The sequence below is a fragment of the Roseinatronobacter sp. genome (genome assembly GCF_051859525.1).
Lineage (GTDB): Bacteria > Pseudomonadota > Alphaproteobacteria > Rhodobacterales > Rhodobacteraceae > Roseinatronobacter.
In genome coordinates this window covers 78,530-100,092 of record NZ_JBHYFM010000010.1, presented here as the reverse complement: position 1 = coordinate 100,092, position 21,563 = coordinate 78,530, and the positions used below count along the sequence as shown (strand labels likewise).

The 21,563-nt window shown below is 62.2% G+C and carries 25 protein-coding genes, 2 pseudogenes and 1 riboswitch; of the genes and pseudogenes, 6 read left to right on the top strand and 21 right to left on the bottom strand.

Annotated elements, in window-relative coordinates; all coding sequences use genetic code 11:
- Nucleotides 1–435 (top strand): annotated as a pseudogene (locus ACTIE1_RS10135) (sugar kinase); the annotation flags it as partial.
- Between the two features lie 122 nt (nucleotides 436–557).
- Here ACTIE1_RS10135 and ACTIE1_RS10130 read toward each other — a convergent pair.
- From ACTIE1_RS10130 to ACTIE1_RS10095, 8 genes and pseudogenes are all read right to left on the bottom strand, one after another.
- Entirely contained in the window at nucleotides 558–902 is a 345-nt protein-coding gene (locus ACTIE1_RS10130; protein WP_439562458.1) for a helix-turn-helix transcriptional regulator, read from the bottom strand.
- Nucleotides 903–913: 11 nt separating this feature from the next.
- Complete coding sequence (locus tag ACTIE1_RS10125; protein WP_439562459.1) at nucleotides 914–1,165, bottom strand: type II toxin-antitoxin system RelE family toxin; 252 nt, start codon at nucleotides 1,163–1,165, stop codon at nucleotides 914–916.
- A 90-nt stretch (nucleotides 1,166–1,255) separates the two neighbouring features.
- Nucleotides 1,256–1,390 (bottom strand): annotated as a pseudogene (locus tag ACTIE1_RS10120) (integrase); the annotation flags it as partial.
- Between the two features lie 13 nt (nucleotides 1,391–1,403).
- The gene (locus ACTIE1_RS10115) at nucleotides 1,404–2,144 is read right to left on the bottom strand and encodes a (2Fe-2S) ferredoxin domain-containing protein (protein WP_439562460.1); all 741 of its coding nucleotides are present in this window, start codon (nucleotides 2,142–2,144) and stop codon (nucleotides 1,404–1,406) included.
- An 89-nt stretch (nucleotides 2,145–2,233) separates the two neighbouring features.
- Nucleotides 2,234–3,268 carry an LLM class flavin-dependent oxidoreductase gene (locus ACTIE1_RS10110; RefSeq protein ID WP_439562461.1) on the bottom strand — a complete coding sequence of 345 codons (1,035 nt, stop codon included), beginning with the start codon at nucleotides 3,266–3,268 and terminating at the stop codon, nucleotides 2,234–2,236.
- Nucleotides 3,265–4,035, bottom strand: coding sequence for an ABC transporter ATP-binding protein (locus ACTIE1_RS10105; protein ID WP_439562462.1), 771 nt, complete (start codon nucleotides 4,033–4,035; stop codon nucleotides 3,265–3,267). Before ACTIE1_RS10105 ends, ACTIE1_RS10110 begins: the two co-directional genes overlap by 4 nt.
- A complete protein-coding gene (locus tag ACTIE1_RS10100; RefSeq protein WP_439562463.1) occupies nucleotides 4,032–5,168 on the bottom strand; it encodes a FecCD family ABC transporter permease in 1,137 nt (378 codons plus the stop codon). Before ACTIE1_RS10100 ends, ACTIE1_RS10105 begins: the two co-directional genes overlap by 4 nt.
- A complete protein-coding gene (locus tag ACTIE1_RS10095; protein ID WP_439562464.1) occupies nucleotides 5,165–6,208 on the bottom strand; it encodes an ABC transporter substrate-binding protein in 1,044 nt (347 codons plus the stop codon). The genes ACTIE1_RS10100 and ACTIE1_RS10095 overlap by 4 nt, the downstream gene beginning before the upstream one ends.
- 132 nt (nucleotides 6,209–6,340) lie before the next feature.
- A riboswitch (cobalamin riboswitch) is annotated at nucleotides 6,341–6,532 on the bottom strand.
- Nucleotides 6,533–6,792: 260 nt separating this feature from the next.
- On the opposite strand from ACTIE1_RS10095, the gene ACTIE1_RS10090 reads away from it, so the two are divergent.
- The 5 genes from ACTIE1_RS10090 to ACTIE1_RS10070 are packed head-to-tail and all read left to right on the top strand — an operon-like array spanning nucleotide 6,793 to nucleotide 11,459.
- On the top strand, nucleotides 6,793–7,860 hold the full coding sequence (locus tag ACTIE1_RS10090; protein ID WP_439562465.1) for an ABC transporter substrate-binding protein: 1,068 nt from the start codon (nucleotides 6,793–6,795) through the stop codon (nucleotides 7,858–7,860).
- Nucleotides 7,857–8,909 (top strand): FecCD family ABC transporter permease, encoded by a 1,053-nt coding sequence (locus ACTIE1_RS10085; protein ID WP_439562466.1) that lies wholly within the window; start codon nucleotides 7,857–7,859, stop codon nucleotides 8,907–8,909. The genes ACTIE1_RS10090 and ACTIE1_RS10085 overlap by 4 nt, the downstream gene beginning before the upstream one ends.
- On the top strand, nucleotides 8,906–9,664 hold the full coding sequence (locus ACTIE1_RS10080; RefSeq protein ID WP_439562531.1) for an ABC transporter ATP-binding protein: 759 nt from the start codon (nucleotides 8,906–8,908) through the stop codon (nucleotides 9,662–9,664). The genes ACTIE1_RS10085 and ACTIE1_RS10080 overlap by 4 nt, the downstream gene beginning before the upstream one ends.
- Nucleotides 9,655–10,950 (top strand): hypothetical protein, encoded by a 1,296-nt coding sequence (locus ACTIE1_RS10075; protein WP_439562467.1) that lies wholly within the window; start codon nucleotides 9,655–9,657, stop codon nucleotides 10,948–10,950. Before ACTIE1_RS10080 ends, ACTIE1_RS10075 begins: the two co-directional genes overlap by 10 nt.
- Nucleotides 10,947–11,459: a hypothetical protein gene (locus tag ACTIE1_RS10070; RefSeq protein ID WP_439562468.1), complete on the top strand. Its 513-nt coding sequence runs from the start codon at nucleotides 10,947–10,949 to the stop codon at nucleotides 11,457–11,459. Before ACTIE1_RS10075 ends, ACTIE1_RS10070 begins: the two co-directional genes overlap by 4 nt.
- A gap of 61 nt (nucleotides 11,460–11,520) precedes the next feature.
- Here the strand turns inward: ACTIE1_RS10070 and hypE are convergent, their stop codons facing one another.
- From hypE to cybH, 13 genes are all read right to left on the bottom strand, one after another.
- A complete protein-coding gene (gene hypE / locus ACTIE1_RS10065; protein ID WP_439562469.1) occupies nucleotides 11,521–12,543 on the bottom strand; it encodes a hydrogenase expression/formation protein HypE in 1,023 nt (340 codons plus the stop codon).
- Between the two features lie 49 nt (nucleotides 12,544–12,592).
- Nucleotides 12,593–13,729, bottom strand: a complete 1,137-nt coding sequence (gene hypD / locus ACTIE1_RS10060; protein WP_439562470.1) for a hydrogenase formation protein HypD — start codon at nucleotides 13,727–13,729, stop codon at nucleotides 12,593–12,595.
- A complete protein-coding gene (hypC, locus tag ACTIE1_RS10055; protein ID WP_439562471.1) occupies nucleotides 13,726–14,016 on the bottom strand; it encodes a HypC/HybG/HupF family hydrogenase formation chaperone in 291 nt (96 codons plus the stop codon). The genes hypD and hypC overlap by 4 nt, the downstream gene beginning before the upstream one ends.
- 3 nt (nucleotides 14,017–14,019) lie before the next feature.
- Nucleotides 14,020–15,549 carry a sigma-54-dependent transcriptional regulator gene (locus ACTIE1_RS10050; RefSeq protein ID WP_439562472.1) on the bottom strand — a complete coding sequence of 510 codons (1,530 nt, stop codon included), beginning with the start codon at nucleotides 15,547–15,549 and terminating at the stop codon, nucleotides 14,020–14,022.
- A complete protein-coding gene (gene hypB / locus ACTIE1_RS10045) occupies nucleotides 15,501–16,388 on the bottom strand; it encodes a hydrogenase nickel incorporation protein HypB (RefSeq protein WP_439562473.1) in 888 nt (295 codons plus the stop codon). The genes ACTIE1_RS10050 and hypB overlap by 49 nt, the downstream gene beginning before the upstream one ends.
- Nucleotides 16,388–16,729 carry a hydrogenase maturation nickel metallochaperone HypA gene (gene hypA / locus ACTIE1_RS10040; RefSeq protein ID WP_439562474.1) on the bottom strand — a complete coding sequence of 114 codons (342 nt, stop codon included), beginning with the start codon at nucleotides 16,727–16,729 and terminating at the stop codon, nucleotides 16,388–16,390. Before hypA ends, hypB begins: the two co-directional genes overlap by 1 nt.
- Nucleotides 16,722–17,603, bottom strand: a complete 882-nt coding sequence (locus tag ACTIE1_RS10035) for a hypothetical protein (RefSeq protein ID WP_439562475.1) — start codon at nucleotides 17,601–17,603, stop codon at nucleotides 16,722–16,724. The genes hypA and ACTIE1_RS10035 overlap by 8 nt, the downstream gene beginning before the upstream one ends.
- A gap of 4 nt (nucleotides 17,604–17,607) precedes the next feature.
- The gene (gene hybE, locus ACTIE1_RS10030) at nucleotides 17,608–18,366 is read right to left on the bottom strand and encodes a [NiFe]-hydrogenase assembly chaperone HybE (protein ID WP_439562476.1); all 759 of its coding nucleotides are present in this window, start codon (nucleotides 18,364–18,366) and stop codon (nucleotides 17,608–17,610) included.
- Nucleotides 18,363–19,190, bottom strand: a complete 828-nt coding sequence (locus tag ACTIE1_RS10025) for a hydrogenase expression/formation protein (protein ID WP_439562477.1) — start codon at nucleotides 19,188–19,190, stop codon at nucleotides 18,363–18,365. The genes hybE and ACTIE1_RS10025 overlap by 4 nt, the downstream gene beginning before the upstream one ends.
- Before the next feature lie 2 nt (nucleotides 19,191–19,192).
- Nucleotides 19,193–19,573 (bottom strand): hydrogenase accessory protein, encoded by a 381-nt coding sequence (locus ACTIE1_RS10020; RefSeq protein ID WP_439562478.1) that lies wholly within the window; start codon nucleotides 19,571–19,573, stop codon nucleotides 19,193–19,195.
- Nucleotides 19,574–19,582: 9 nt separating this feature from the next.
- Nucleotides 19,583–19,903 carry a HypC/HybG/HupF family hydrogenase formation chaperone gene (locus ACTIE1_RS10015; protein ID WP_439562479.1) on the bottom strand — a complete coding sequence of 107 codons (321 nt, stop codon included), beginning with the start codon at nucleotides 19,901–19,903 and terminating at the stop codon, nucleotides 19,583–19,585.
- A 5-nt stretch (nucleotides 19,904–19,908) separates the two neighbouring features.
- Nucleotides 19,909–20,544 carry a HyaD/HybD family hydrogenase maturation endopeptidase gene (locus ACTIE1_RS10010; RefSeq protein ID WP_439562532.1) on the bottom strand — a complete coding sequence of 212 codons (636 nt, stop codon included), beginning with the start codon at nucleotides 20,542–20,544 and terminating at the stop codon, nucleotides 19,909–19,911.
- Between the two features lie 272 nt (nucleotides 20,545–20,816).
- The gene (gene cybH, locus ACTIE1_RS10005) at nucleotides 20,817–21,554 is read right to left on the bottom strand and encodes a Ni/Fe-hydrogenase, b-type cytochrome subunit (protein ID WP_439562480.1); all 738 of its coding nucleotides are present in this window, start codon (nucleotides 21,552–21,554) and stop codon (nucleotides 20,817–20,819) included.
- Between the last annotated feature and the right edge of the window lie 9 nt (nucleotides 21,555–21,563).

Sequence of the window (21,563 nt, the reverse complement as noted above, 5' to 3'; positions counted from 1 at the left end):
CCAGATGAACCAGGCGGGCATAGGCTTATTGATCACGCTTCACTTGTGGTGCTTGAGAAGCTCGTAGCTGGCGAAGGTCATGATCCCTCTGCAATCTATGACGAAGGGTTTGACTGGTCAGCCCTAGAACCCGCGCTGTCACATTGGATTGCGCGGGCCGCGAGAAGCCTAGCCCATGCGATCGTCTCGACGCTTTCCGTCATAGATTTTGAGGCGGTCGTAGTAGACGGCGCGCTGCCAGAAGAATGTCGGGGCCGATTGTTGCGTGAAATTAACAGTGAACTGGCCAAACTCGACTTGCAGGGTGTTATGCATCCTGACCTCAGCTCAGGTCACTTCGGAACTGTCGCGCGCGCCTTGGGTGCGGCATCATACAGGATCGCAACAGATTTCATGATTGACCAGAACGCCCTTCATCTCGGTGCTGCTAAATAGCTGAACTCGATCAGATTGCACAAACTCAAGCACCAAATTTCGTTTTAAAAATATGAACGGCCGCTTCAGTGACGCTGCGTTGCGGCGCGCTAACGGCGATGACAGGCCGCAATGGGCCGACCCTACTCGGCCAGATCATCCAGACTGACGCCGAGCGCATTGGCCAAGGCCCGCAGGGTCGTGACCGAGCCCTGCTTACGACCGGTTTCGATCTCGGCCACGGTCACGCGGCTCACGCCTGCTTTTTCAGCCAGTGCGGCTTGTGTCATGCCGCGCAGGTCGCGATAGACGCGCAAAGCGTTTTCGCCGTTCAGCAGCCTGTTCGCGTGATCCGCCGGGATCAGTTCATCCTCGCCCGCCGCAAGTGCGGCCTTGGCGCGGTCATAGGTCTGCAGGTCGGCCAGATCTTCAGCCGCAGCCCGAAGGCGATCATATTCTTCGCGTGGGATCGTCACCATCTCGTTCATGTCATGCCCCTTCAGTCATAGATGCCGCCCCGAGGGCCGATTTCCAGCACGGCCAAGACGTTGCCTTGATCGTCCATGATCACCCGCCAATCACCGACACGCAGCCGCATCCCCTCTCGGCCTTTCAGGGCTTTCACGTTGCTTGTCTGCGAGGCCGGGTCTGTCGCATATGCCTCGATCTTGGTACGGATCAGCTTGGCCGTGTTCGCGGGCATTCGCCGCAAGACCCTGATCGAGGCTTTCGTATAGCTGATCTGCTTCATGGTGTAGCTCTAGGCGACATGCGGTGCGAAGTCAAGCAAATTGTCGCTGTTAGCGACATTCCTGGCCGGCCTGAACCGGCCAGGCACAGCTTACAGGTCGATCCCTTCCGACAAGGACAGCGCATCATCCAGATCGACGCCGAGATAGCGCACAGTGCTGTCCATTTTCGTATGCCCAAGCAAAAGCTGCACTGCGCGCAGGTTGCCGGTCTTCTTGTAAATCTGAACGCGACATACCCTAGGGCTTTCGCAACTGCTGCTTTTTCCTGCCTGGCGCATAGGACCATGCATGCACCGGATCACCGTCGATGACATGCTGGTCAATGATCTGGTCCAGCGCGTCCAGTGTGATCCCGCCATAGTAGGTGCCTTCCGGCCAGACCTGCAATACAGGCCCAAGCGCGCAGGGGCCAAGGCAGGACGTCTTGCAAGACATCATTCCGGCGGGGCCGTGGCGCAGCTTTTCACGCTCTTGTCGCGCGCGCAGATGCTGCCACACTTCAGCGGCACCGGCGTTCATGCATGGCCCGCCCGAACAAACAAGAACGCGCGCACGGTGTTCGGGAACCTGCGCTGCATCATTGGGCAACGCCGAAACGGCCAGCGTGCGCACCGCTGGCATACCGGCAGCAGCCGCAATCGCGCCCGCCAGCGCGGGCAGCGCACCCGACAGTGGCGGGGCCACATCAACAATCGGGGCAGGCCCTTCGCGCCCCTTGGCCCAGCGCTGCACACTTCGCGCAATGGCATTGACACTTGCGGGTTCTGCGGGAAGGGACAGGGGCAGCACGCGGATCTGCGGGGCCAGCGCATAGGCGTCAAGCTGGTTGCGCAAGGTTGGCGCGCCCTGTTCGCCAAATGCCCATGCAACCTGCCACTGCGGCAATGCGGACGCCACGGTATCCGCAATCCGCTGCATATCCGCATGGGCGGGTGCTGCGATGGCCGCTTTGGCAAGCAGGATCAGAACTGGTTTCATAGGCTTCCTTTCTGGCAGCGAAGTGATGACTCTGCGCGAAAACGGCGGCTGCACAACGCGACCCTGCCCCCCACGCATGAACCGGCCCCTTATGGTGCCGCCCGCGTCATGACGGGCGCGCAGGCAAGGGCGGGCAGAACCTGCGCCGCGAAAAGCCGCATGGCCGCGCGTGCCTGCAAGACAGGGATTGCACCATTGGCGCTGAAGAACGCGCGGATGGACCGCGTATGCAACCGCGCGGACAGATCGTAAATTTGTGCGATACAGTCGTCCGGCGTGCCTGCGATTGCGTGACCGTCAAGCATTTGTGCCCGCGTGCGCGGCGGCGGGGCCGGATTGCCTGCGGCGCGCGCACGCGCTGCGCGGCCCTCGTTCAGGTGTCGGGTCAGCCTGTCAAGCTGTGCAAGTGCAGTCGCACGGTCCTTGTGGATGCAGACATATCGCGACAGCGATGATGCCTGAAGCGGGCCTGTCCCCTGTCCATGCCGGTCCAGTGCCGCGCAATATGGCGCGAACTGGCGCTGTTCATTGGGTTCAAGCGAGTACAGAAGGGGCAGCCCCTTGCGTGCCGCAAGCCCGAGATTGTCCGGTGCGACAGCAGCCATATAGATCGGCGGGTGCGGGCGTTGCACGGCTGGCGGCCCGACCGAGACATTGCTGAAGGACCAGAACGGGCTGTCATGGCTGACCGTGCCATGCATCAGGGCTGTTTGCACAATTTCCAGCGCTGCCTTGAAACGGGGGCGCGCCTGATCGGGGTCCAGCCCCAGCGCATGGAATGTGTCCGGACTGGTTCCGCGCCCGACCCCCACATCCAGCCTGCCGCCCGACTGCCTGTCCAGTTGTGCCACCTGTTCGGCCAGCAACAACGGATGATAGAGTGGCAGCACCAGAATAGATGTGCCAAAACGCAGCCTTTCGGTTACAGCCAGTATAGCCGCGCCCAGAAGCAGGGTGGACGGATGGGGCAAGCGGTGACGCGCGAAATGAAACTCGTTGAACCAGATGCCGCCGAAACCCAGCCGGTCCGCCTGTTGCGCAAGGGTTATCAACGCGGCGTGGTCGCCCAAACCGTCACGGGCGAAACCTGCAAGGTCGATACGGATCGGCGCATATGTGGTCATGTAACCCCCAATGGCAGGACAACCGGCACGCCGTTCAGCATGGTGACCATCGCATCCACCCCATAGGCCGCGCGCACGGTATCGGGCGTCAGCGCCTTGCTCCAGTGCCCCTCGGCTATGACACGTCCATGCTGCATCAGAATGCTGCGGGTGGAGAAGCGGGCAGCCATCGACAGGTCATGAATCGCAACCAGAACGCCGACGCGGCCGGTTGCGACCAGATCCGACAGGAACGTTAGCGCGAAAAGCTGGTGCCCGATATCCAGCGCGCTGGTCGGTTCGTCCAGCACCAGAAGCGGCGTTTCCTGCGCCAGCGCGCGGGCCAGCATGACGCGCTGGCGTTCGCCGCCACTTAGTGCATTCATGCTGCGAAACGCCAGCCCCTCCAGTTGCAGTTGTGAAATGGCCCATTCGGTCACGTCCAGATCGCGTTGGGCGGGGCGCGTTCCCATATGCGGGGTGCGCCCCATCAGCACGGTCTGGAACACGCTGACGGGAAACCCTTCGGGCGGCACCTGCGGGACATAGGCGATCAGGCGTGCCCGGTCCCGCGCGGCGCTGCGCATCATGTCGCGCGCGGCACAACGAACCTGCCCCGCGCGCAGGCGATGCTCGCCAAGGATGGCCTTGACCAGTGTGGATTTGCCCGCGCCATTGGGGCCGATCAGGCCCACCATCTCGCCTTGGGCAACACTCACGGACACATCATCCAGAACTGTGCGCCCGCCCGCATCGACCGTCAGATTCGTGGCTTCCAGCGTAATCATGCGTAGCTCGTTCTTTGGCGGGACAGGATAAGGTGCAAAAACAGCGGCACCCCCACAAAGGCCACCACGATTCCCACCGGCACCACAACCGGTGCAAAGGCCAGCCGCCCGATGGTATCGGCAGCCAGAAGCAGGGCCGCGCCCGTTATCGCGGCAAAGGGCAGCAGATAGCGATGATCCCCGCCGATGATCATACGCGCGACATGCGGGCCAATCAGCCCGACAAAACCGATAACCCCAAGAAAGCTGATCACTGACGCCGCCGCAACAACCGACAACACGATAGCCGTGGCACGCAGGCGCGACACATGCACCCCCAGCGACCGCGCGACATCATCCCCTGCGACTGTCAGGACATTCAGTTTCCACGCCTGCGCCTGCATCACCGGCAGGACGACCGCCAGCACGCCGCCACAAACCACCACCGCAGGCCAGCGCACGCCGTTCAGGCTGCCAAAGGTCCAGTGGACAACGCGCGCAAGCTGCTGTTCTGTGGCGATGAACTGCACGGCAGCCGTCATGGCACTGAACAGATACATCAGCGCGATTCCGGTCAGGATCATCGCCTGCGGACCCATATTGCGCCACCAACTCATTGAAAAGACAGCCGTTGCAGCGGCCAGCGCGAAGGCAAAGGCCGTAAGCGGAATGAAATAGATCCCCGCGCCGGTCAATCCGACACCGAACATGATGGCAACCGCCGCACCAAAAGCCGCCGCCGAAGACACACCGATCGTATAGGGGCTGACCAGTGGATTGCGCGTAATCGCCTGCATCAGCACCCCTGCCACTGACAGCGCCGCCCCGGCAATCATGGCCATGACAACACGCGGCAGGCGCAGGTGCAGCAAAACCAGTTCGGACTGGGCATCCAGCGGTGCCGCAATCGCGCCGAAACTTGCACGCGATGCGATAACCCGCAGCAGATCCGCCATGCCGGTTTCATGGATGCCGCGCACGGTTACCGACAGGGCCGACAAAACCAGCAGCGCAAATGCCAGAGTGATCCCCACCAGCCGGGCTGTCCGGCTGGCAAGATAGCGGGCACCAAGGCCGTCAGTGCCGGCAGGTCGTTCTGCAGGCACCGGCGGCACGTTCTGCGGCGGCAGAACGACCGGCGTTGCGCGTGTCATGGCTGGAATTCACCTGTATAGGTCATGCCAGACTCGTAGGGCAGGCCCTGAAACTCCTCGATCCAGATGCGCATGGCGTCTTCTGGGTCAATATCCGCAAACAGGTCGGGATGTGCCCATTTCGCAATCTGCAACGCCCCTGTGATTTTGGACGCGCCCCCGGCCAGATAGTAGTTAACCAGATGAGTGTTTTCCGACTGCCATGCAGGTGTCGCGCGGATCTCGTCCCGGGCTGACAACTCGGCCCAAGCCTGCGCATAAGTGTCCGCCGGGATCGCCTGATAAGAACCGGGAACAAGCCTGAAAATCACTTCAGGGCTGCGGCTGACAAGTTCCTCGGGGTCGATCGTGTAGGCGTTTACGTTGCCACGCGATGCCGGTTCCGCCGCTATATCAATGCCCCCAAAGACATTGTGCGCGCCACCTTGCAGCGCCATGTCATGCCAACCCGACCCCGGTGTGACCGTGACCAGCGGGCGCGTTTCCTCGATGTATATGCTGACAGGTTCCACCCCGTTCAGCCGCTCCTCCAGCAAGGCCAGATAGCCCGTGTAGAAATCGTTTAATTCCTGTGCACGTTCGGGCGCATCAAACAGCTCACCCATCAACGAGACATTCTGCACATGTTTGGTGGCGTCCCAGGCCGTGATGACCATGACCGGAATGCCGAAGGGTTCAAGCTGCGCGATTGCTTCTTCCCACGCGCCATTGCGCGGCAGGATAACGATATCCGGTCTGGCGCTTACAATCGCCTCATAATTGGGCGCTGCCTGTCCTGCGCCGACAATCATGTCCGGGTTCAGTTCGGGCCAGTAGGGCGGGTCACGATAGGTGCTTTGATCGACCCCGACGACGCGATCCATTGCGCCCAGTGCACGGGCGAATTCGACCCCGTAGCGGTTGAAAATAACGGCGCGTTCAACTGGCTGCTGCACCGCCACCTGGCGGCCCATGTCATCAGTGAACAGCACCGTGTCAGCTTGCGCCAGCGAATAGGGCAGGACAAAAATCGTCGTCAGCCACAGGGGTCTTAAGTCCATCAGAAACCTCGATCTGAATATGGCCGTACGCGGGCCAGCCGTCGGGACGTCAGGACTGTAGAATGCGCGCCCGAATCATTGGGCGAAATGTCTTTTGCCATGCCATTCCTCCAGCCGGGCACCTCGCCGGCGGTTAGGGTTATGCCAAAGGCAGGTCTCCTGGCTTACGGCTCGAATGGTTCTGTGTCCCTTCCCGGCTATGCCAGTGGTTTGACCAGAACCTTGCCGCCTACAGTTGCGAGGGCAGCTACAGATAGCGGGTTGGACCCGATCCTGTATTCCCTATTAATCCGCAGATGCGGAACCTTGGCAGCATGCACGCTAGCCGACGCGGTTCCAAGTGTCCATGTGTATTCTTATCTTCAGGCGGGATGCGCCGGAACCGGCTTGTGCAAGCGGTTGGAATCGCGCGTGCCTGTCAGTCGTTGACAATATCCGACTAAATCACTAAACAAATCTCGTGCCAAGCTAGGACCCCTCTGGTCGCGCCAGGTTATGCTCAACCGCTCCTCGCGCCCAGCCTGCCCTGCCCGTCTGCGCAGAAATGGCCCCAATGGCCGAGGCGATGCCACGAAAGGCCCGCCATGCGACTGCACCTTCTTGTTTGTACCGCCCTGTTTGCGCCCCCCCTTGCCGCAGAACCCGTAACATTCACGGACCATGAAGGCCGCGAGGTCACACTGCCCGCGCCCGCGCAAAGGATCGCGTCAATTCCCATCCCCATGGCATCAACACTGATTGCGATTGACGGGGCGACAGACCGGCTGGTGGGGATGAACCCGACCGCGAAATCCGCAATCATGGAAGGTATCCTTGGGCAGATTTTTCCCGAAGCGCGCGACATACCGTCAGACATCACTGCGCCGAACTTCATCCCGAATGTGGAAGAACTGGCACGCGTCAACCCCGAACTGGTCATCCAATGGGCCGGACGCGGGCCGGACTACATTGACCCGATCACGAATGCGGGCCTGAACCTTATGACCATCCGCTACGGGTCCGAGGAACTGACGCGCGAATATATGACCATGGCGGCAACCGCGATGGGCAGGCCGGAACGGATTGCGCCGCTGATCGAATGGCGCGCCGAAGTGCAGGCCGACATGGAAGCGCGCACAGCAGGACTGGCAGATGAGGATCGCCCCAGCGTTCTGTATCTGCTGCGCGCAATGGACAACCTGCGCGCATCGGGCACCGAAAACAACTATAACGCATGGTATCACATGCTTGCCGGTGGGCGGAATGCGGCCGAAGACATGGTCGGCGGTTGGGCGGATATCAATGTTGAACAGGTTGCGACCTGGAACCCCGATGTCATTTTTCTGAATTCCTTCGAGGCTGATCTGACCCTTGATCGCATCATGAATGACCCGATCCTGTCACTGACAAATGCGGCGCAATCGGGCCGCGTCTATAAAATGCCGCTTGGCGGCTATCGCTGGGACCCGCCCAATCAGGAAAGCCCCCTGACATGGATGTGGACGGCAAATCTGCTGCATCCGGACCTGTTCGATTATGACCTGCGCGCGGAAATGCGCACGGCCTATCAAGTGCTGTATGGCCATGACCTGACAGATGCGGATATCGACGAAATCCTGTGGATGGATATGCAGGGCGGTCAGGCGAATTACGCGCAATTCGCAGCGCCATGAGTATTGCACTGGATCAGGCCCCAAGGCGCGCGCGAATGGCGCTGCGCCTTGGGGTGTTTCCCGCGATGGTGGCCTGTCTGGTGCTGGCCATGCTGTATTCCATCAGCGCCGGACGTTTTGAGGTGCCTTGGCTCAGGGTTGTGGAAATCCTGTGGGCGCGGGTCTGGGATTTATCAGGCAGCGCGGACACCATGGACGAACGTATTGTCGAACTGGTGCGCCTGCCGCGCGTCCTGCTGGCGGCATTGTCGGGGGCCGCGCTGGCCGTGGGTGGGGCGGCATTGCAAGGCGTCTTCCGCAACCCGCTGGTCAGCCCGCAAGTGCTGGGCATCAGCCAGGGCGGGGCCTTTGGCGGGGCGCTTGCCATCCTGCTGGGCTTTCACGGGGTGGTTCTGCTGGGCATGTCCTTTGTGTTCGGGCTGGTCGCGTTGGTTCTGGTTGGACTGCTGGCCCATATCAATGGCCGGACCGAGGTTCTGACCGTCATCCTTTCAGGTATGATCGTAGGGGCATTTTTTGCTGCATTGGTATCTGTGCTGCAATTTCTGGCCGACCCCAATTCGTCCCTGCCTGCGATTGTCTATTGGTTGATGGGCTCATTCTCGACGGCGACATGGGCGCGGCTGGGGCTGGCTGTGCCCGGTATGGCGCTGGGTTTGGTACTTGTGTGGTCGCTACGCTACAGATTGAACCTGTTGGCACTGGACGAAGCAGAGGCGCGATCACTGGGCGTGAACCCTGATCGCGAACGCTGGTTTATCTTCCTGGCAGCCACGATGATGACCGGCACATCGGTTGCTGTTGCAGGCATTATCGGCTGGATCGGCCTTGTCGTACCCCATGCCGCACGTCTGATCGTGGGGGAAGATCACCGCCGCCTTATTCCGGCATCGGCACTTCTGGGTGCGAGCTATCTGGTTCTAATCGACACATTGGCCCGCACGCTGACAGCTTCAGAAATACCCCTAAGCGTGCTGACTGCGCTGATTGGCGCGCCGGTCTTTGCTGTTTTGCTGCGCCAGCATTTCAAACGCGCGTGGCACTCATGATCGGGGTGTCGGACGCAAGCCTGCGATTTGGCGCGCTGCGGGTGTTTGCAGGGTTGTCGATTGACGTACCGCTGGGGCGCACGACCGCCATATTGGGGCCGAACGGGCGTGGCAAAACGACATTATTGCGCAGTATTCTGGGGTTTCAGCCGCTGGATCAGGGCCGCCGCCACGCGCCCGCGATTGTAGGGTATGTGCCCCAGCACGGCGCATCACAGGCGAAGCTGTCGGGGCTGGAGGTGGTGACAATGGGCCGCGCCGCGCGGCTGGGCCTGTTCGGCCAGCCCGGACCGGATGATACCGAAGCCGCGCATGCCGCACTGGTGCAGGTCGGCGCCTGTTCCCTGTCCGCTCTGCGCTATGACCGCATGTCTGGCGGGCAGCGCCAGATGATCCTGATTGCCCGCGCACTGGCCACCGGATCAGATGCGCTGGTGCTGGATGAACCGACATCCGCGCTGGATCTGGGCAATCAGGCGCGCACGCTTGCACTGGTCGCGGCGCTGAACAAGGCGCGCGATCGGGCGATCGTTTTCACCACACATGACCCCAACCACGCGCTTGCCGTGGCCGATGACGTGGTCCTGATGATGCCGGGCGGCGCTGTGGTGCAGGGGCCGGTCGCGCAGATGATCACCCCTGATCTGATGGCTGAACTTTACGGCGTCCCCATGCATTGGGTGCGCCCTGACGGACCGAAGGGGCGCATCGCGATGCTGCCCGAATTCACAGGAAAGGACGCATTATGCGCGTGATCTGGCTGCAATCTGGCCATGGCCAGCCCCCCGAACCCGTCAGGCAGGCCGAAGCGGCCGGCCATGTCCGCGTCATCGCGCATGCCGACCTGACGGAGGCTGCCTTGCTGGCCCATCGTGGCCTGATCACCGGCATGCTGCTTGATCAGGACGCCATGATGGCGCTGCGCCCTGCGCTGGCACGGTTTCTGAATGCGGGCGGACGATGGGTGTTTAACGGGCATCTGGTCCGCCCGCTGGTCGAAGGGTTGCAACCCTATCAACCGATCGAAGCCCCCAAACGCGCCGATTTCACCCTGTGCCAACAGCAACTGCACCCGATTTTCAGCGGTTTCGACCTTAAGGAACTGGAAACCAACAAGGGTGTTGCAGGCTTTTACGGACGCGGGGCCAATCCTCCACCTGCGGGCGCGGTGGTGTTGAACACACTTGGGGGACATGTTCCCGTCGATTGGGTCTGGCACCGGCCCGCAGGGGGCGTAATATTCAGTCATGCGGGCAATGATCTGGCCCAGATTGCGACGATGCACAAGATCGGCGCGCAGGTCTGGGAAAACCTGATCGACTGGGCAGGCGGCGGTCCCTGCGTGGCAGATACCGCCCCGCGCGTGGCCACACCACCTGATGCGCACGCCTTCACCACGCCTGCACGCCCGCGCGATACCCGCGATGCGCCGCGCCTGATTGCCACCAACGCAGGCAGCTACTACCAGATCCAGGCGCTGGAAGGGGCGCGCTACCGCGACAGCTTCGATCTGGTGATTTCCCCGGAACAAATCGGGGCCACCCTGTTGCCGGAGGATGTGCTGTTTGTGACCTGCCGCACCCCGCCGCAACGCATGATCGCGCAGCGTGCGCTGCTGGCGGCGCATCTGGCCGCGGGCGGCACCATCGTTGCCATGGGTGAAAGCCGCAGTGATTTGTGGCTGCCGCATGTGGCCTTCACGCCTGTCGATACGAATTGGTGGTGGTGGCTGACGCCGGGGGCAAATCTGGGTGTGACGATCGCATCCGCACACCCGCTGCTGCACAACATGACCGATGCCCATGTGACATGGCATCTGCACGGGTATTTCGACCCGCCCGCAGGTGCGCAGATTCTGGTACGCGACACTTCGGGCCGGCCCATTGCCTATGACGACCGTGCCAGCACACCGGGCCGGATGATCGTGACCTCGCTTGATCCCTGTTATCATCACGGAAGCCATTTCATGCCTGCAACAACCCGCTTTCTGGACACGTTCCTTCCAAACCTGCGACACCTGACCGAACAGGTGCCCGCATGAGTCACGACCGCATTTCCGTGACCGAAAACGATCAGGTACTTACCTTCGATTTCGCCACGCTCATGGCCTATCACGGGGGCGGCTTCCCCGGTGGGGTTGCTCACGGGCTGAAGGCCATGCAGGCAGGGTTCGCCGCACTGGGAACCGGCCCCTTGCCCCGCCGTGACATTCATGTGCTGACGGCCTTCTCCGGCCCCGGAGGGCGCGATGCGGTGGAATGCGTCACCCGCGCCCTGACCGACGGGCGGTATCAGGTGGATCGCGATCTGGGCGGCAAGGACGTGATCAGCGCCCCGCCCGGCCCCTATCTGTGGCGCTTTACCCTTGACGGGGCAACGGTCGAAGTGACAATCCGCGCAGGTCATGTTCTGCCGGAATTCGTCGCCCTTGGCGCTATGCAAGCGCGCAGCACGGCACAGGACATCAGGCTGGCATTCCTGAAGCGCGAAATGGCAGAGCGCCTGCTGCCGCTTCGCGGGGATGAGATTTATCAAGTGCGGCGCGTCTGAACGCAATCTTTTTTGGTCGCGTGTTCAATTACACAAAACGGCACGCGATCTTGCAGGTATCCTAGCATATTCGCGGAAGCTGGTCCCCGATCAGCATATCGACAATGCGGCTTCCCCCAAAGCTGCTTTGCATACGCACCTGACCGGGATGCGCGTCAACCACCCGCCCGATAATCGCGGCCCCCTCGCCTTCGGGCAGGGCCGCAATCGCGGCAAGCACGGCACCGGCCTGCACGGCCGGAACAAACAGCACCAGCCGTCCTTCATTTGCCAGATACAGCGGGTCCAGACCAAGGATTTCACAAACCCCGCGCACTTCGGGGCGCAGCGGGACGGCAGTTTCATCAAGCATCATGCCGACGCCCGCATCCAGCGCAAGTTCATTCAGCGCCGAGGCCAGCCCCCCGCGCGTGCAATCGCGCGCCGCATGCACATCCGGTGCCACCTGCAACGCGGCTTCCATCACCTTATCCAGCGCCGCACAATCCGACACCAGCTGCGTTTCCAGCGCAAAATCCCCCCGGCTGGCCATGATCACAGCACCATGATCCCCAAGCGGCCCGTTGACAATGATCGCATCCCCCACCCGTATCCTGCCCGCACCCAGGTCCAGCCCCGGTGGAACCACGCCAATCCCGGATGTGGTGATGAAAACGCCATCCGCCGCGCCGCGCCCGACCACCTTGGTATCGCCTGTCACAATGCGCACACCGGCAGCCGCCGCCTCGCGCGCCATGCTGGCCACGATGCGGCGCAGCAGGGCAATCTCGGTGCCGTCCTCGATAATGAACGCCGCTGACAGCCACAGGGGACGCGCGCCGCCCACTACCAGATCGTTGATCGTGCCGCACACGGCCAGCTTGCCGATATCCCCGCCCGGAAATTCCAGTGGCGAGACGACATAGCCATCTGTCGTAAACGCCAGCCGCGCGCCTGTATCCTGCAACGCGCCGTCCATCAGACGCGCCTGATCTTCGCGTCCGGGCGGCTGGAAAACGGATGTGAAAACCTCGTCAATCAGGTCACGCATCGCGCGCCCCCCGCCCCCATGCGCCATGGTCACATGACTGTCGCGCAGTGCCATCCCCGTTCCTTCATCTTGCCAAAAATACTCACTGCGACCTTGCGGCCCGTCACGCGGCCGCGCCGCGCGCACCGCCATACTGCCAATAGGCCGCACATGCCCCTTCCGAACTTACCATAAGCGCGCCCAAGGGCATTTCGGGCGTGCAGCCCTTGCCGTATTGCGGGCAGGCTACGGGCTTGATGCGCCCTGTCATTACAGCCCCGCAGGCGCATCCTTCCGGTTCGGGGACAGGGCGGGTTGCGATAGCATAGCCCACGCCGAATTTCTCTTCGGCATCAAAGGCGGCATAGGCCGGACGGATGCGCAAACCGCTGGCATCAATCTCTCCCAGTCCGCGCCACTCGAATGACGGGCGGCGGGTATAGACATCGGAAATTGCGGCCAGCGATGCGGGGTTGCCATGTTCGGGGACCACGCGGGCATACTGGTTTTCCACCTCGGCGCGTGCCTCGGCTATCTGGCGCAGGACCATGGCCACCGATTGCAGCAGATCAATCGGTTCAAACCCCGCCACGACAATCGGTTTGCCGAATTCCTGCGCGATGAAATCATACGGGTGCGTGCCGATCACCATGCTGACATGTCCCGGCCCTATGAAACCGTCAAGTTTCATATGCGGGTCATTCAGCAGCGCACGGATGGGTTCGGGCACGGTGATATGGTTGCAAAAGACGCTGAAATTCGCCACTCCCTCGGTGCTGGCGGCCTGAATGGCGAAGGCGGTCGAGGGGGTGGTGGTTTCAAACCCCAGCCCGAAGAACACGACTTCGCGGTCGGGGTTTCGCCGCGCGATTTCCAGCGCATCAAGCGGGCTGTAGACCATGCGAATATCGGCCCCGCGCGCTTTCGCCTGCAACAATGACCCGCGCGTTCCGGGCACGCGCATGGCATCGCCGAAGGTGGTAAAGATCACACCTTCGCGTTCGGCAATCTCGATGCATTCATCGACGCGCGCCATCGGCAGCACGCAGACCGGACAACCCGGCCCGTGGATGAATTCGATCCCGTCATGCACCAGCTTGTCCAGACCGAAGCGGAAGATTGCGTGGGTATGCCCGCCGCACACCTCCATGATATGCACGGGGTTTTCACGGGTGGCCCTGATCCGGTCGGTCAGGCGCGCAATCTCGGACAGCAGCGCCTTTGCCAGAACGGGGTCGCGAAATTCGGTGACGTGTTTCATTGTGTCCCCTCCAGTGCTTTCGCGCCCTCGGCCATGGCCTCAAGGGTTTCCTGCGCCTCGCCCAGATCGCGCAGCGCCTCCAATGTGCGGGCGGCCTCTTGCTCGTCAATGATTGCCATCGCGAAGCCCACATGGATCAGCGCCCATTGGCCCACAAGTTCCGACAAGGGCCGGTCGGCAACAGGGGCCAGTGACACTTCGCGGCGCACGCCGGACACATCGGCCATGGCCATCAGACGGGTTTCATCCGTTATGGCCGTAATCCGGCCGGGAATGCCAAGACACATCGCTCAGTCCTCCTCTTCAATGGCAGCTACTCCGCCGGGATCGTCTATTCCGTAGCGGTCGATCTTGGCGCGCAGGCCCACGCGGCTTAACCCCAGTTCGGCAGCAGCGCGGCTTTTGTTCCAGCGGTGGCGCGTCAGGGTTTCGCGCAGAATGCGCATCTCCATCAACTCGACGCGGTCTTTCAGCGTCCCCTCGCGGGTCAGGATCGGTTCCAGCACGCGGTCGGCGCCGTCATCGCTTGGGTCGGCCTGCAGGATATGGCGCGAAATCAGGTCCGCGCCCAGGGTCTGTTCCTGTGCGAAGATCAGCATGCGCGTGACCTCGTTTTCCAACTCGCGCAGATTACCGGGCCAGTCGTAATTTTCCAGAAACCCCAAGGCCACATCATCAAATCCGCGGACTTGCTTGCCATGCATTGCAGCCGCATCAAACAGGCAGGCCGTTGCCAGAATAGCCACATCGCCGCGCCGCCCGCGCAGGGGTGGCACCGTGATTTCGCCTGCGGAAATCGCATAGCCGAGATCGGCGCGCAACTGCCCGTCCGCCATCAATGCACGCAAATCGCCGGTCAGTCCGCAAATCAGCCGCAGGTTGGAGCGCACGATTTCATGCCCGCCCAACGGCTGCAGCGCGCCCTCGCGCAGGACGCGCATCAGGGCCATCTGCATTCTGGGACTAAGGGTTTCGACGCCGCCCAGATACAGCGTGCCCCGATCGGCCTTTTGCAACAGCCCGATCCGGTTCGTTGCCAACCCTGCCACCGCCCCGCGCCGCGCACCGAACAATTCCAGTTCAAGCAGATCATCCGGCAGACCCGCGCAATTCAGCGCCAGAAACGGCTTGTCAGCCCGCAAGGAGGCGTGGTGCATCGCCTGCGCAAGCGCCTGTTTGCCAGTCCCCGCCTCGCCCGACAGCAGCACGGGCACATCGAAGCTGGCATATTGGCGGGCCATGTCGACCACATGGTTCATGCGCGATTGCGGGCTGCGCAGGATCGCGTCAAACCCCTGCCGCTCGCGCAGATCGCGGCGGCGCTTTTCCAGCTTGGTTTCCGTGGTCGTGCCCAGATGCTTCATCTCCAGCGACAGGCGTTCATGTTCACGCGTCATCGCGAACAGATCGGCGGCATTGCGCGCGGCCATCAGCAACTGGTCGGGGTGCCAGGGTTTGGTCAGAAACTGGTAAATACCGGCGGCATTGATGGCATCGGCCATATCGCCGGGATCAGTATAGCCGGTGATGATAATGCGCACGATTTCAGGCCAGTTTGCGCGCACCTCGGACAGCAGTTGCACACCTGTCCGCCCCGGCATGCGCTGGTCGCAGAAAATGACCTGCACCCATTCATCGCGCAAAAGGGTCATCGCCGCATCGGCACTGCCGGCGGTCAGGACGTCGAAATCATCCTCCAGCGCCATGCGCATGGACGCCAGCGAATGCGGCTCGTCATCGACCAGCAGGATCGCGGGGCGTGCGGAACGGGTCATGGCCGGGCTTTCGCGCGCAGGCCCGCGCGCAGCCAGCCCAGCCATGCGTCCATCCCCTCGCCCGTGCGCGCCGAGACACGCAGCACCGTAATGTCGGGATTGATGCGTTTCAGATTGGCCTCATAGGCGTCAAGATCGGCGTCACAATAGGGGGCAAGGTCAATCTTGTTGAGGATCGCAACGCGTGCTGCGGTGAACATATCGGGGTATTTCAGCGGCTTGTCCTCGCCCTCGGTCACGGACAGGATTGCGACCTTCGCATCCTCGCCCAGATCGAAGGCGGCAGGGCAGACCAGATTTCCGACATTCTCGATGAACAGCAGGCTTTGCGGGGCCAAGTGCAGGTCATCCATCGCGTGCCCCACCATATGCCCGTCCAGATGGCAGCCCTTGCCGGTATTGACCTGCACGGCCCGCGCACCCGTCGCGCGGATACGGTCGGCGTCATTGCTGGTTTGCTGGTCGCCCTCGATCACCGCCAGAGGCTGGTCGCCCAGCGCTTGAATCGTGCGGCACAAAAGCGTGGTCTTGCCCGAACCGGGCGAGGAGACGAGGTTCACGGCGAAAGCGTCCAGCGCCGCCAGCACGCGCCGGTTTGACGCCGCATAGCTGTTGTTTTTGGCCAGTATGTCAGTCTCGATCTGGATCAGGCGCGCTTGTGACATGCCCGGCACCGACACGCCCGCCGCCCCTTGGCCGTAGTGGTGGTGGTCATGATCCGCGCCGTGGGAATGGGCATGGTCGTGGCTGTGGTCATGGTCATGCGCGTGATCATGCGCGTGCGTATGGGTCGTATCGCCGTGGCTATGGCTATGCGCGTGGCCATGCGCATGGGCTGTGCCGTCGATCTTCGGCCCTTCACTGCATCCGCAAACTGTGCACATCAGGTCACCTCCATATCCTTGATCCGCATTTCATCACCGCCCTGTGGCATGATCCTGCCACTACCACAAAGCGGGCAAGGGTCCAGCCGGTCGGCGATCTCGACCACTTCGCCGCAGTCATAGCACAGCGCGCGCGCCGGCAGGTCGATCATCTCGATCCCTGCCCCTTCGGCGCTTGAACCGCGCAGCACCACATCCAGCGCAAATTCCAGTGCAGGCTTTTCAACCCCCGCAAAGCGCCCGATTTCCAGCCGCAATACCGTGACACGCCTGAACCCGTGCGCCTGTGCCTGTGCATCAATGATCCGGCGGACACCTTCGGCAAGCGACATTTCATGCATGATCCACCTCCCTCAATGTAACCGGCAGGCAGGGATCATGCAGCGCGACCAGCAGCGCCGCAAGGGCGGGCCGCTTCAGGGTGGCAAACGCATGGCGCAACGTGCCATCCGGCGCCAGCATATGAACGGTGGGTGTGATCCGGCATACACTGGTGACCCGCCCCTGACAGGTTTGCAGGCGCAGCGCATAGACGCCCCGCGCGGCGGGAACCAGCGCCATGCCATCGGCGCGCAGTTCCGGTGCGGGCAGTTGGCCGCGCGCCGCCGCCTCGGCATCGCAAATACGCCCCAGAAGGCGCCACAGCGCACCGCGTCCGGCCAGCAATTCCGCCTGACGCATCAGCGGGTCACCTGCATGGCGCGCGGCGGGGCTGTTTTCCAGCGGGGCAGAGCTGTCGGCATTATGGGCCGCCGCGAAGGGCAAAGGCGGCACGCAGCCTTGCGTTCCGAACAGGTCAGCCACGCGCGCAACCAAGGGCGCAAGCCCCTGCCCTGATGCCATCCATTGCGCCAGCACGATCGGACGCGGGCCACCCCAAAGCGCGGGCGCAAGATCAGGACGGGCCTGCCAGCCAGCGGGCAAGGGCGCGGCGGGCAGGCCAGCGGCGCGCGGCAGGGTAATGAACAGCGCCAGCAGGTGATCGCGCAGCACCTCGTGCGCAAGGGTATCTGGGGTGTCGGGGTCAAGGGGCAGACCAAGCGACAGGCGCGCGGCCATTCCCTGCGCAGCACTGCACAGATTGAACAGACGCGGCAGCAGATCAGCGACGGCCTGCGCAGCTTGGCCACGCAAAAGCGCGCCAAGCGCAGGCGGGTCGGGCAGGTCGAACGACCAGCCCTGCGCGTCATGCGTGATCTGCAACGCGCCGTCCATCACACTAGACCTGCCCTGTAATGAAGGCGCGGCGCTCCAGCGGGCGGGCGCGCGCCAGTTTTGCGGGCGCGACCTGTGGGGCAGGGTCGGATTTCGGCAGCGGTTGGGCCGCATCTTCCAGACGCTCCAGCGCAGCGGGATCAAACAGCCCGACCATGATCGCGCGCGCCACATCGACAGCCTGCATCTGGCTGTTAAAATCACTCATGGGTGAAAACAGCGAACATGCCTTGTAGCCGCCCACCTGTTCGCGCGCATTATGGATGAATTCATACTGCCCCGACGGGAAGCCGATCAATTCCTTTGCCCCCGGTTCAAGCGCGGTCCAGTTATCATCCGATCCCGCCAGCAACACCAGATTCATGAACCACGGCGCAATCAGCACGCCCAGATAATGCCCGCCCCAAGGCTGGAACCCCACTGCCTGCACATGCAGCGAATGGTTGCACAGCGGCACATCACGCATCTTGCCATTATAGATTTCGCGGAAATCGGATTCCAGCCGCGCGACTGCGGCGTCCAGCGCGTCCGGTGCGGCACCTGTGTCGCGCAGGACCATGAACTGTTCCGCCGCAGCGCCACATCCGGGGCAGGTCCAGTCATGCGGTAACCCCGTGAAGGGCGTGCCCGCACTGATCTGGCGGCTTTCATCACCAAGCGCGGGGTCATAAACATGCCAGCAGATCTTGCATTCCAGCACAGCCGCAGCCGTGATTTTTGCGCCTGCGCCAAGATATGAGCCTTCAAACCGCGGGGGGATCATGCCATCGCCCCGCGCACTTCGCGGATACGGTCTGCGCTGTCGGCAAGGTCTTCCGGCCCTGCAATGGCCACTTCGGGCATTTGCGTGACTTCCCATGTGTCAAGGATCAGCGTGTCGGTCGAGTTGAAGAACTGCACGCGCCAGACATGGGGCATGGCCGCCGCTGTGATGCGGCAGTTCCCATAGCCGCGCGACAGGATCGTGACCGCGCCCTCGCCCATCACTTGCGCCATGTGGTGCAGATCCTCGGGCGTGTGGGGCAGAAGCGTCAGGTTGACGACATGGATTTCTGCGCCGGGGCGGTATGTGGCGGATTTATCGCCGAGTTCGGCCAGCAATGCGGGGGCATTCACCACACCAGGCGCGCGCGGGGTATCGGGCGCGGTCGCACGGTGCGGCTGGTGGGCGCGGGTGACGGCAAGTTCCGGCACGGGACCAATCTCTACCATATCGACGCCTGCGCCCTGCAGCACCCACACACCGGCAAAGACGCTTTCCTGCACCGCGACCGCCGGCACGCCCCGCAGTTTCATCGACACCTCCCCATGCCCCAGCGTTTCGGCCAGCAGTTTGCGCGCGGAGGGCGCAAGCGTATCAAGCCCGATCTGCGCGCGCCCCCCCTCGCGGGCCACCAGATCACAGGCTTGCGCAATCTGGTCCAGCACGGCCAGCACGGGGGCGGCGCTGTCGGGGTCGTCGATTTCGGGCATATGGGGCACATAGGTGCGCATGCCCGATGGCAGCGCGATATATTCCAGCGCCTCGTCAGTCGATTGCGACCCGGGGCCGAAACCGGCAGGCGGCAGGGTGAAAGGGCTTTGCATGGCTACACCTCGGACTTCGCGGTCAGGATTTGGGGGATGCGGGTTGTGTAATCGTCCCAGTCGCGGATCTTGGCGATCCCGCCCAGAAACCGATCCCCGTCATAGAACAGGAAGGACGGGGTTTTCAGAACGCGTGTCGCCTCGCGCAAGGCCGCTTCCAGCGTATCGCCCACCAACGCGCAATCGAAACGGTCCTGAAACGCCTTGCGCAGTTCGGGCAGGATCACGGCAGCATCAGCGGTTTCCAGATTGCGCTTCGGATCGCCGGGTATGAACAGGCAATGCAGACCATCCTGCGCCAGATGCGCGGCCAGTTCGTCGGGCGTATCAAGCTGCGGCCAGCCGAATTCCGCAGTCAGGCGGGTCAGAAGCGGGTGGGACATAAGACCTCCTCAGCCTTTGGTGTGACCGGCATCGAGTGCGGCCTGAAGATGGGGGGGAAGCGAAGGCGCGCGGGCCTCCAGATCGGCAAAGGCATCGCCCAGCCCCTTGCCGGCCATCAGGGCGCGCAGCCCGTCCAGTGCGGCCATGATCTGGCGCGCGTCCTGTTCGGATATAACCTCGCGGGCGCAGCCCAGATGGGTCAGTAGCCATGTGCCGACCGACACATCGCCCACCAGCGACAGATCGACCGTTTCGCGCCGTGTGCCGTCGGTGCAATCGGCGGCAATTCCGTCAACGGCCATCACCTGCATAGGGGTTCCGACACACATGCGGATCACGCCTTCACAGGAAAAAAGCGGTCGTCGCCCGTCCGGCACGCCACATCTTCCGCAGGGCGGCCGGATTCGTAGGCGTCGCGCGCGATGGACGGATCGGCCAGATCGCCGGTTATGGTGCGGCCCTGATGCGCATCAACGCCCCACTCGCGCAGGCGCGCAAGGGCGATTTGCACAGCGGGTTCAATCTGTGCGGCGGTCAAGGGGCGCAGGCCGCCGCCGTAGTCCTCCAGTTCGACGGGTTGCACACCGATCAGCAGCATCTGTTCGGGGCAATATCCCATCAGTTGCGCTGTGGCGATCACATCCTGAAAACCGGTCTGGTGCAGGCTCATTTTCTTCGCACCCATGAAGGCGGGCACCTGATCATTCTCGACAATCTTCATGGTGCCAGGGGGCAGCCCGTAATCAACTGCGTCAAAAACGATCAGCGCATCGGCATCTTCCAGAAAAGGCAGCAGATACAGCCCCTGTGTGCCGCCATCCATCAGATGCACATGCGCAGGCAAGGCCCAGTGTTCGGCCAGATGTTCGATACAACGCACGCCAAAGCCTTCGTCGGCCCAAAGCACATTGCCGATGCCAAGCACAAGTATACGGGCGGGTTGGGTCTGGCTGGCCACGGGTTCCTCCATCTTGCCGGGCTGGCTGGTCGCAGGCTTTGCAGCTTGCGCCAAGGACAGAGTATAACTTTCCATGCGCCGCGAATGCAGCTTTTTCTGTTTTTGAAGGAAATTTATAACAATATGAAAGATATAAGAAAAAATGGTATTCCACCGCATGCCGCGCCGCGGCATTATGATAAGATAGTTTCCATTTTTCAGACTTACGATCAGTAACTTTCCACCACGGGCAATGAAAAACGGCCCCGAAGGGCCGTTCCTTTCGCCGTGATTCACGCCGAAACCTAGTCCGGACGATCATCCTTGAACGTGCGATGCCCGGAAATCATGGTCGAGATGATCGACTGCCGCGACATGATGTCTTCGCGCACGGCGACATAGATATGCACAATCACGAACACCACCATCGCCCACATGCCCATCCGGTGCAGCATATGCACATCAAGGCTGTTTCCCGCCAGCGGTATGACCCAGCCGAAGGCCTTGTACATCCAGTGGTCCATGCCCTGCCCTTCGGCATACAGCGCAAAGCCTGTCACGATCATGAACACCGTTGCAACGGTGATGAAGAAGAACATGGCAAGCTGCGCCAGCGGGTTGTGCCCCTCGTATTTCTTGGGTTCCCTGGCCATGAACAGATACCAGCGGATTTCAAACACCACCTCGGCCCAGAAATGCCGCGACCAGAACGGAAAGCTGAACAATTGCCGCGCATGGTGATTGCCGACAAAGGCCCAGTACAGCCGCCCGAAGAACCCCACGGTCAGCACCATGCCCGCCGCAAAATGCACAAAACGCAGATAGCCGAAGAAGAACTGATAGGTGGCCTCTTGCGCAGTGAAACTAGGCAGCGGCTTGCCGATGAAATAGCCGGTCACGCAAAGCACAAGGATCGCAAGCGCATTGACCCAATGCCAGATGCGCACAGGCGCTTCATAGACATAGACCGAGGTTTGCTTATGCGTGCCCGCCTTGTGAAAGGGGGTGGCGGAGGCCCCCGCCACGTCAGGATCTGATGCCATCGCTACATC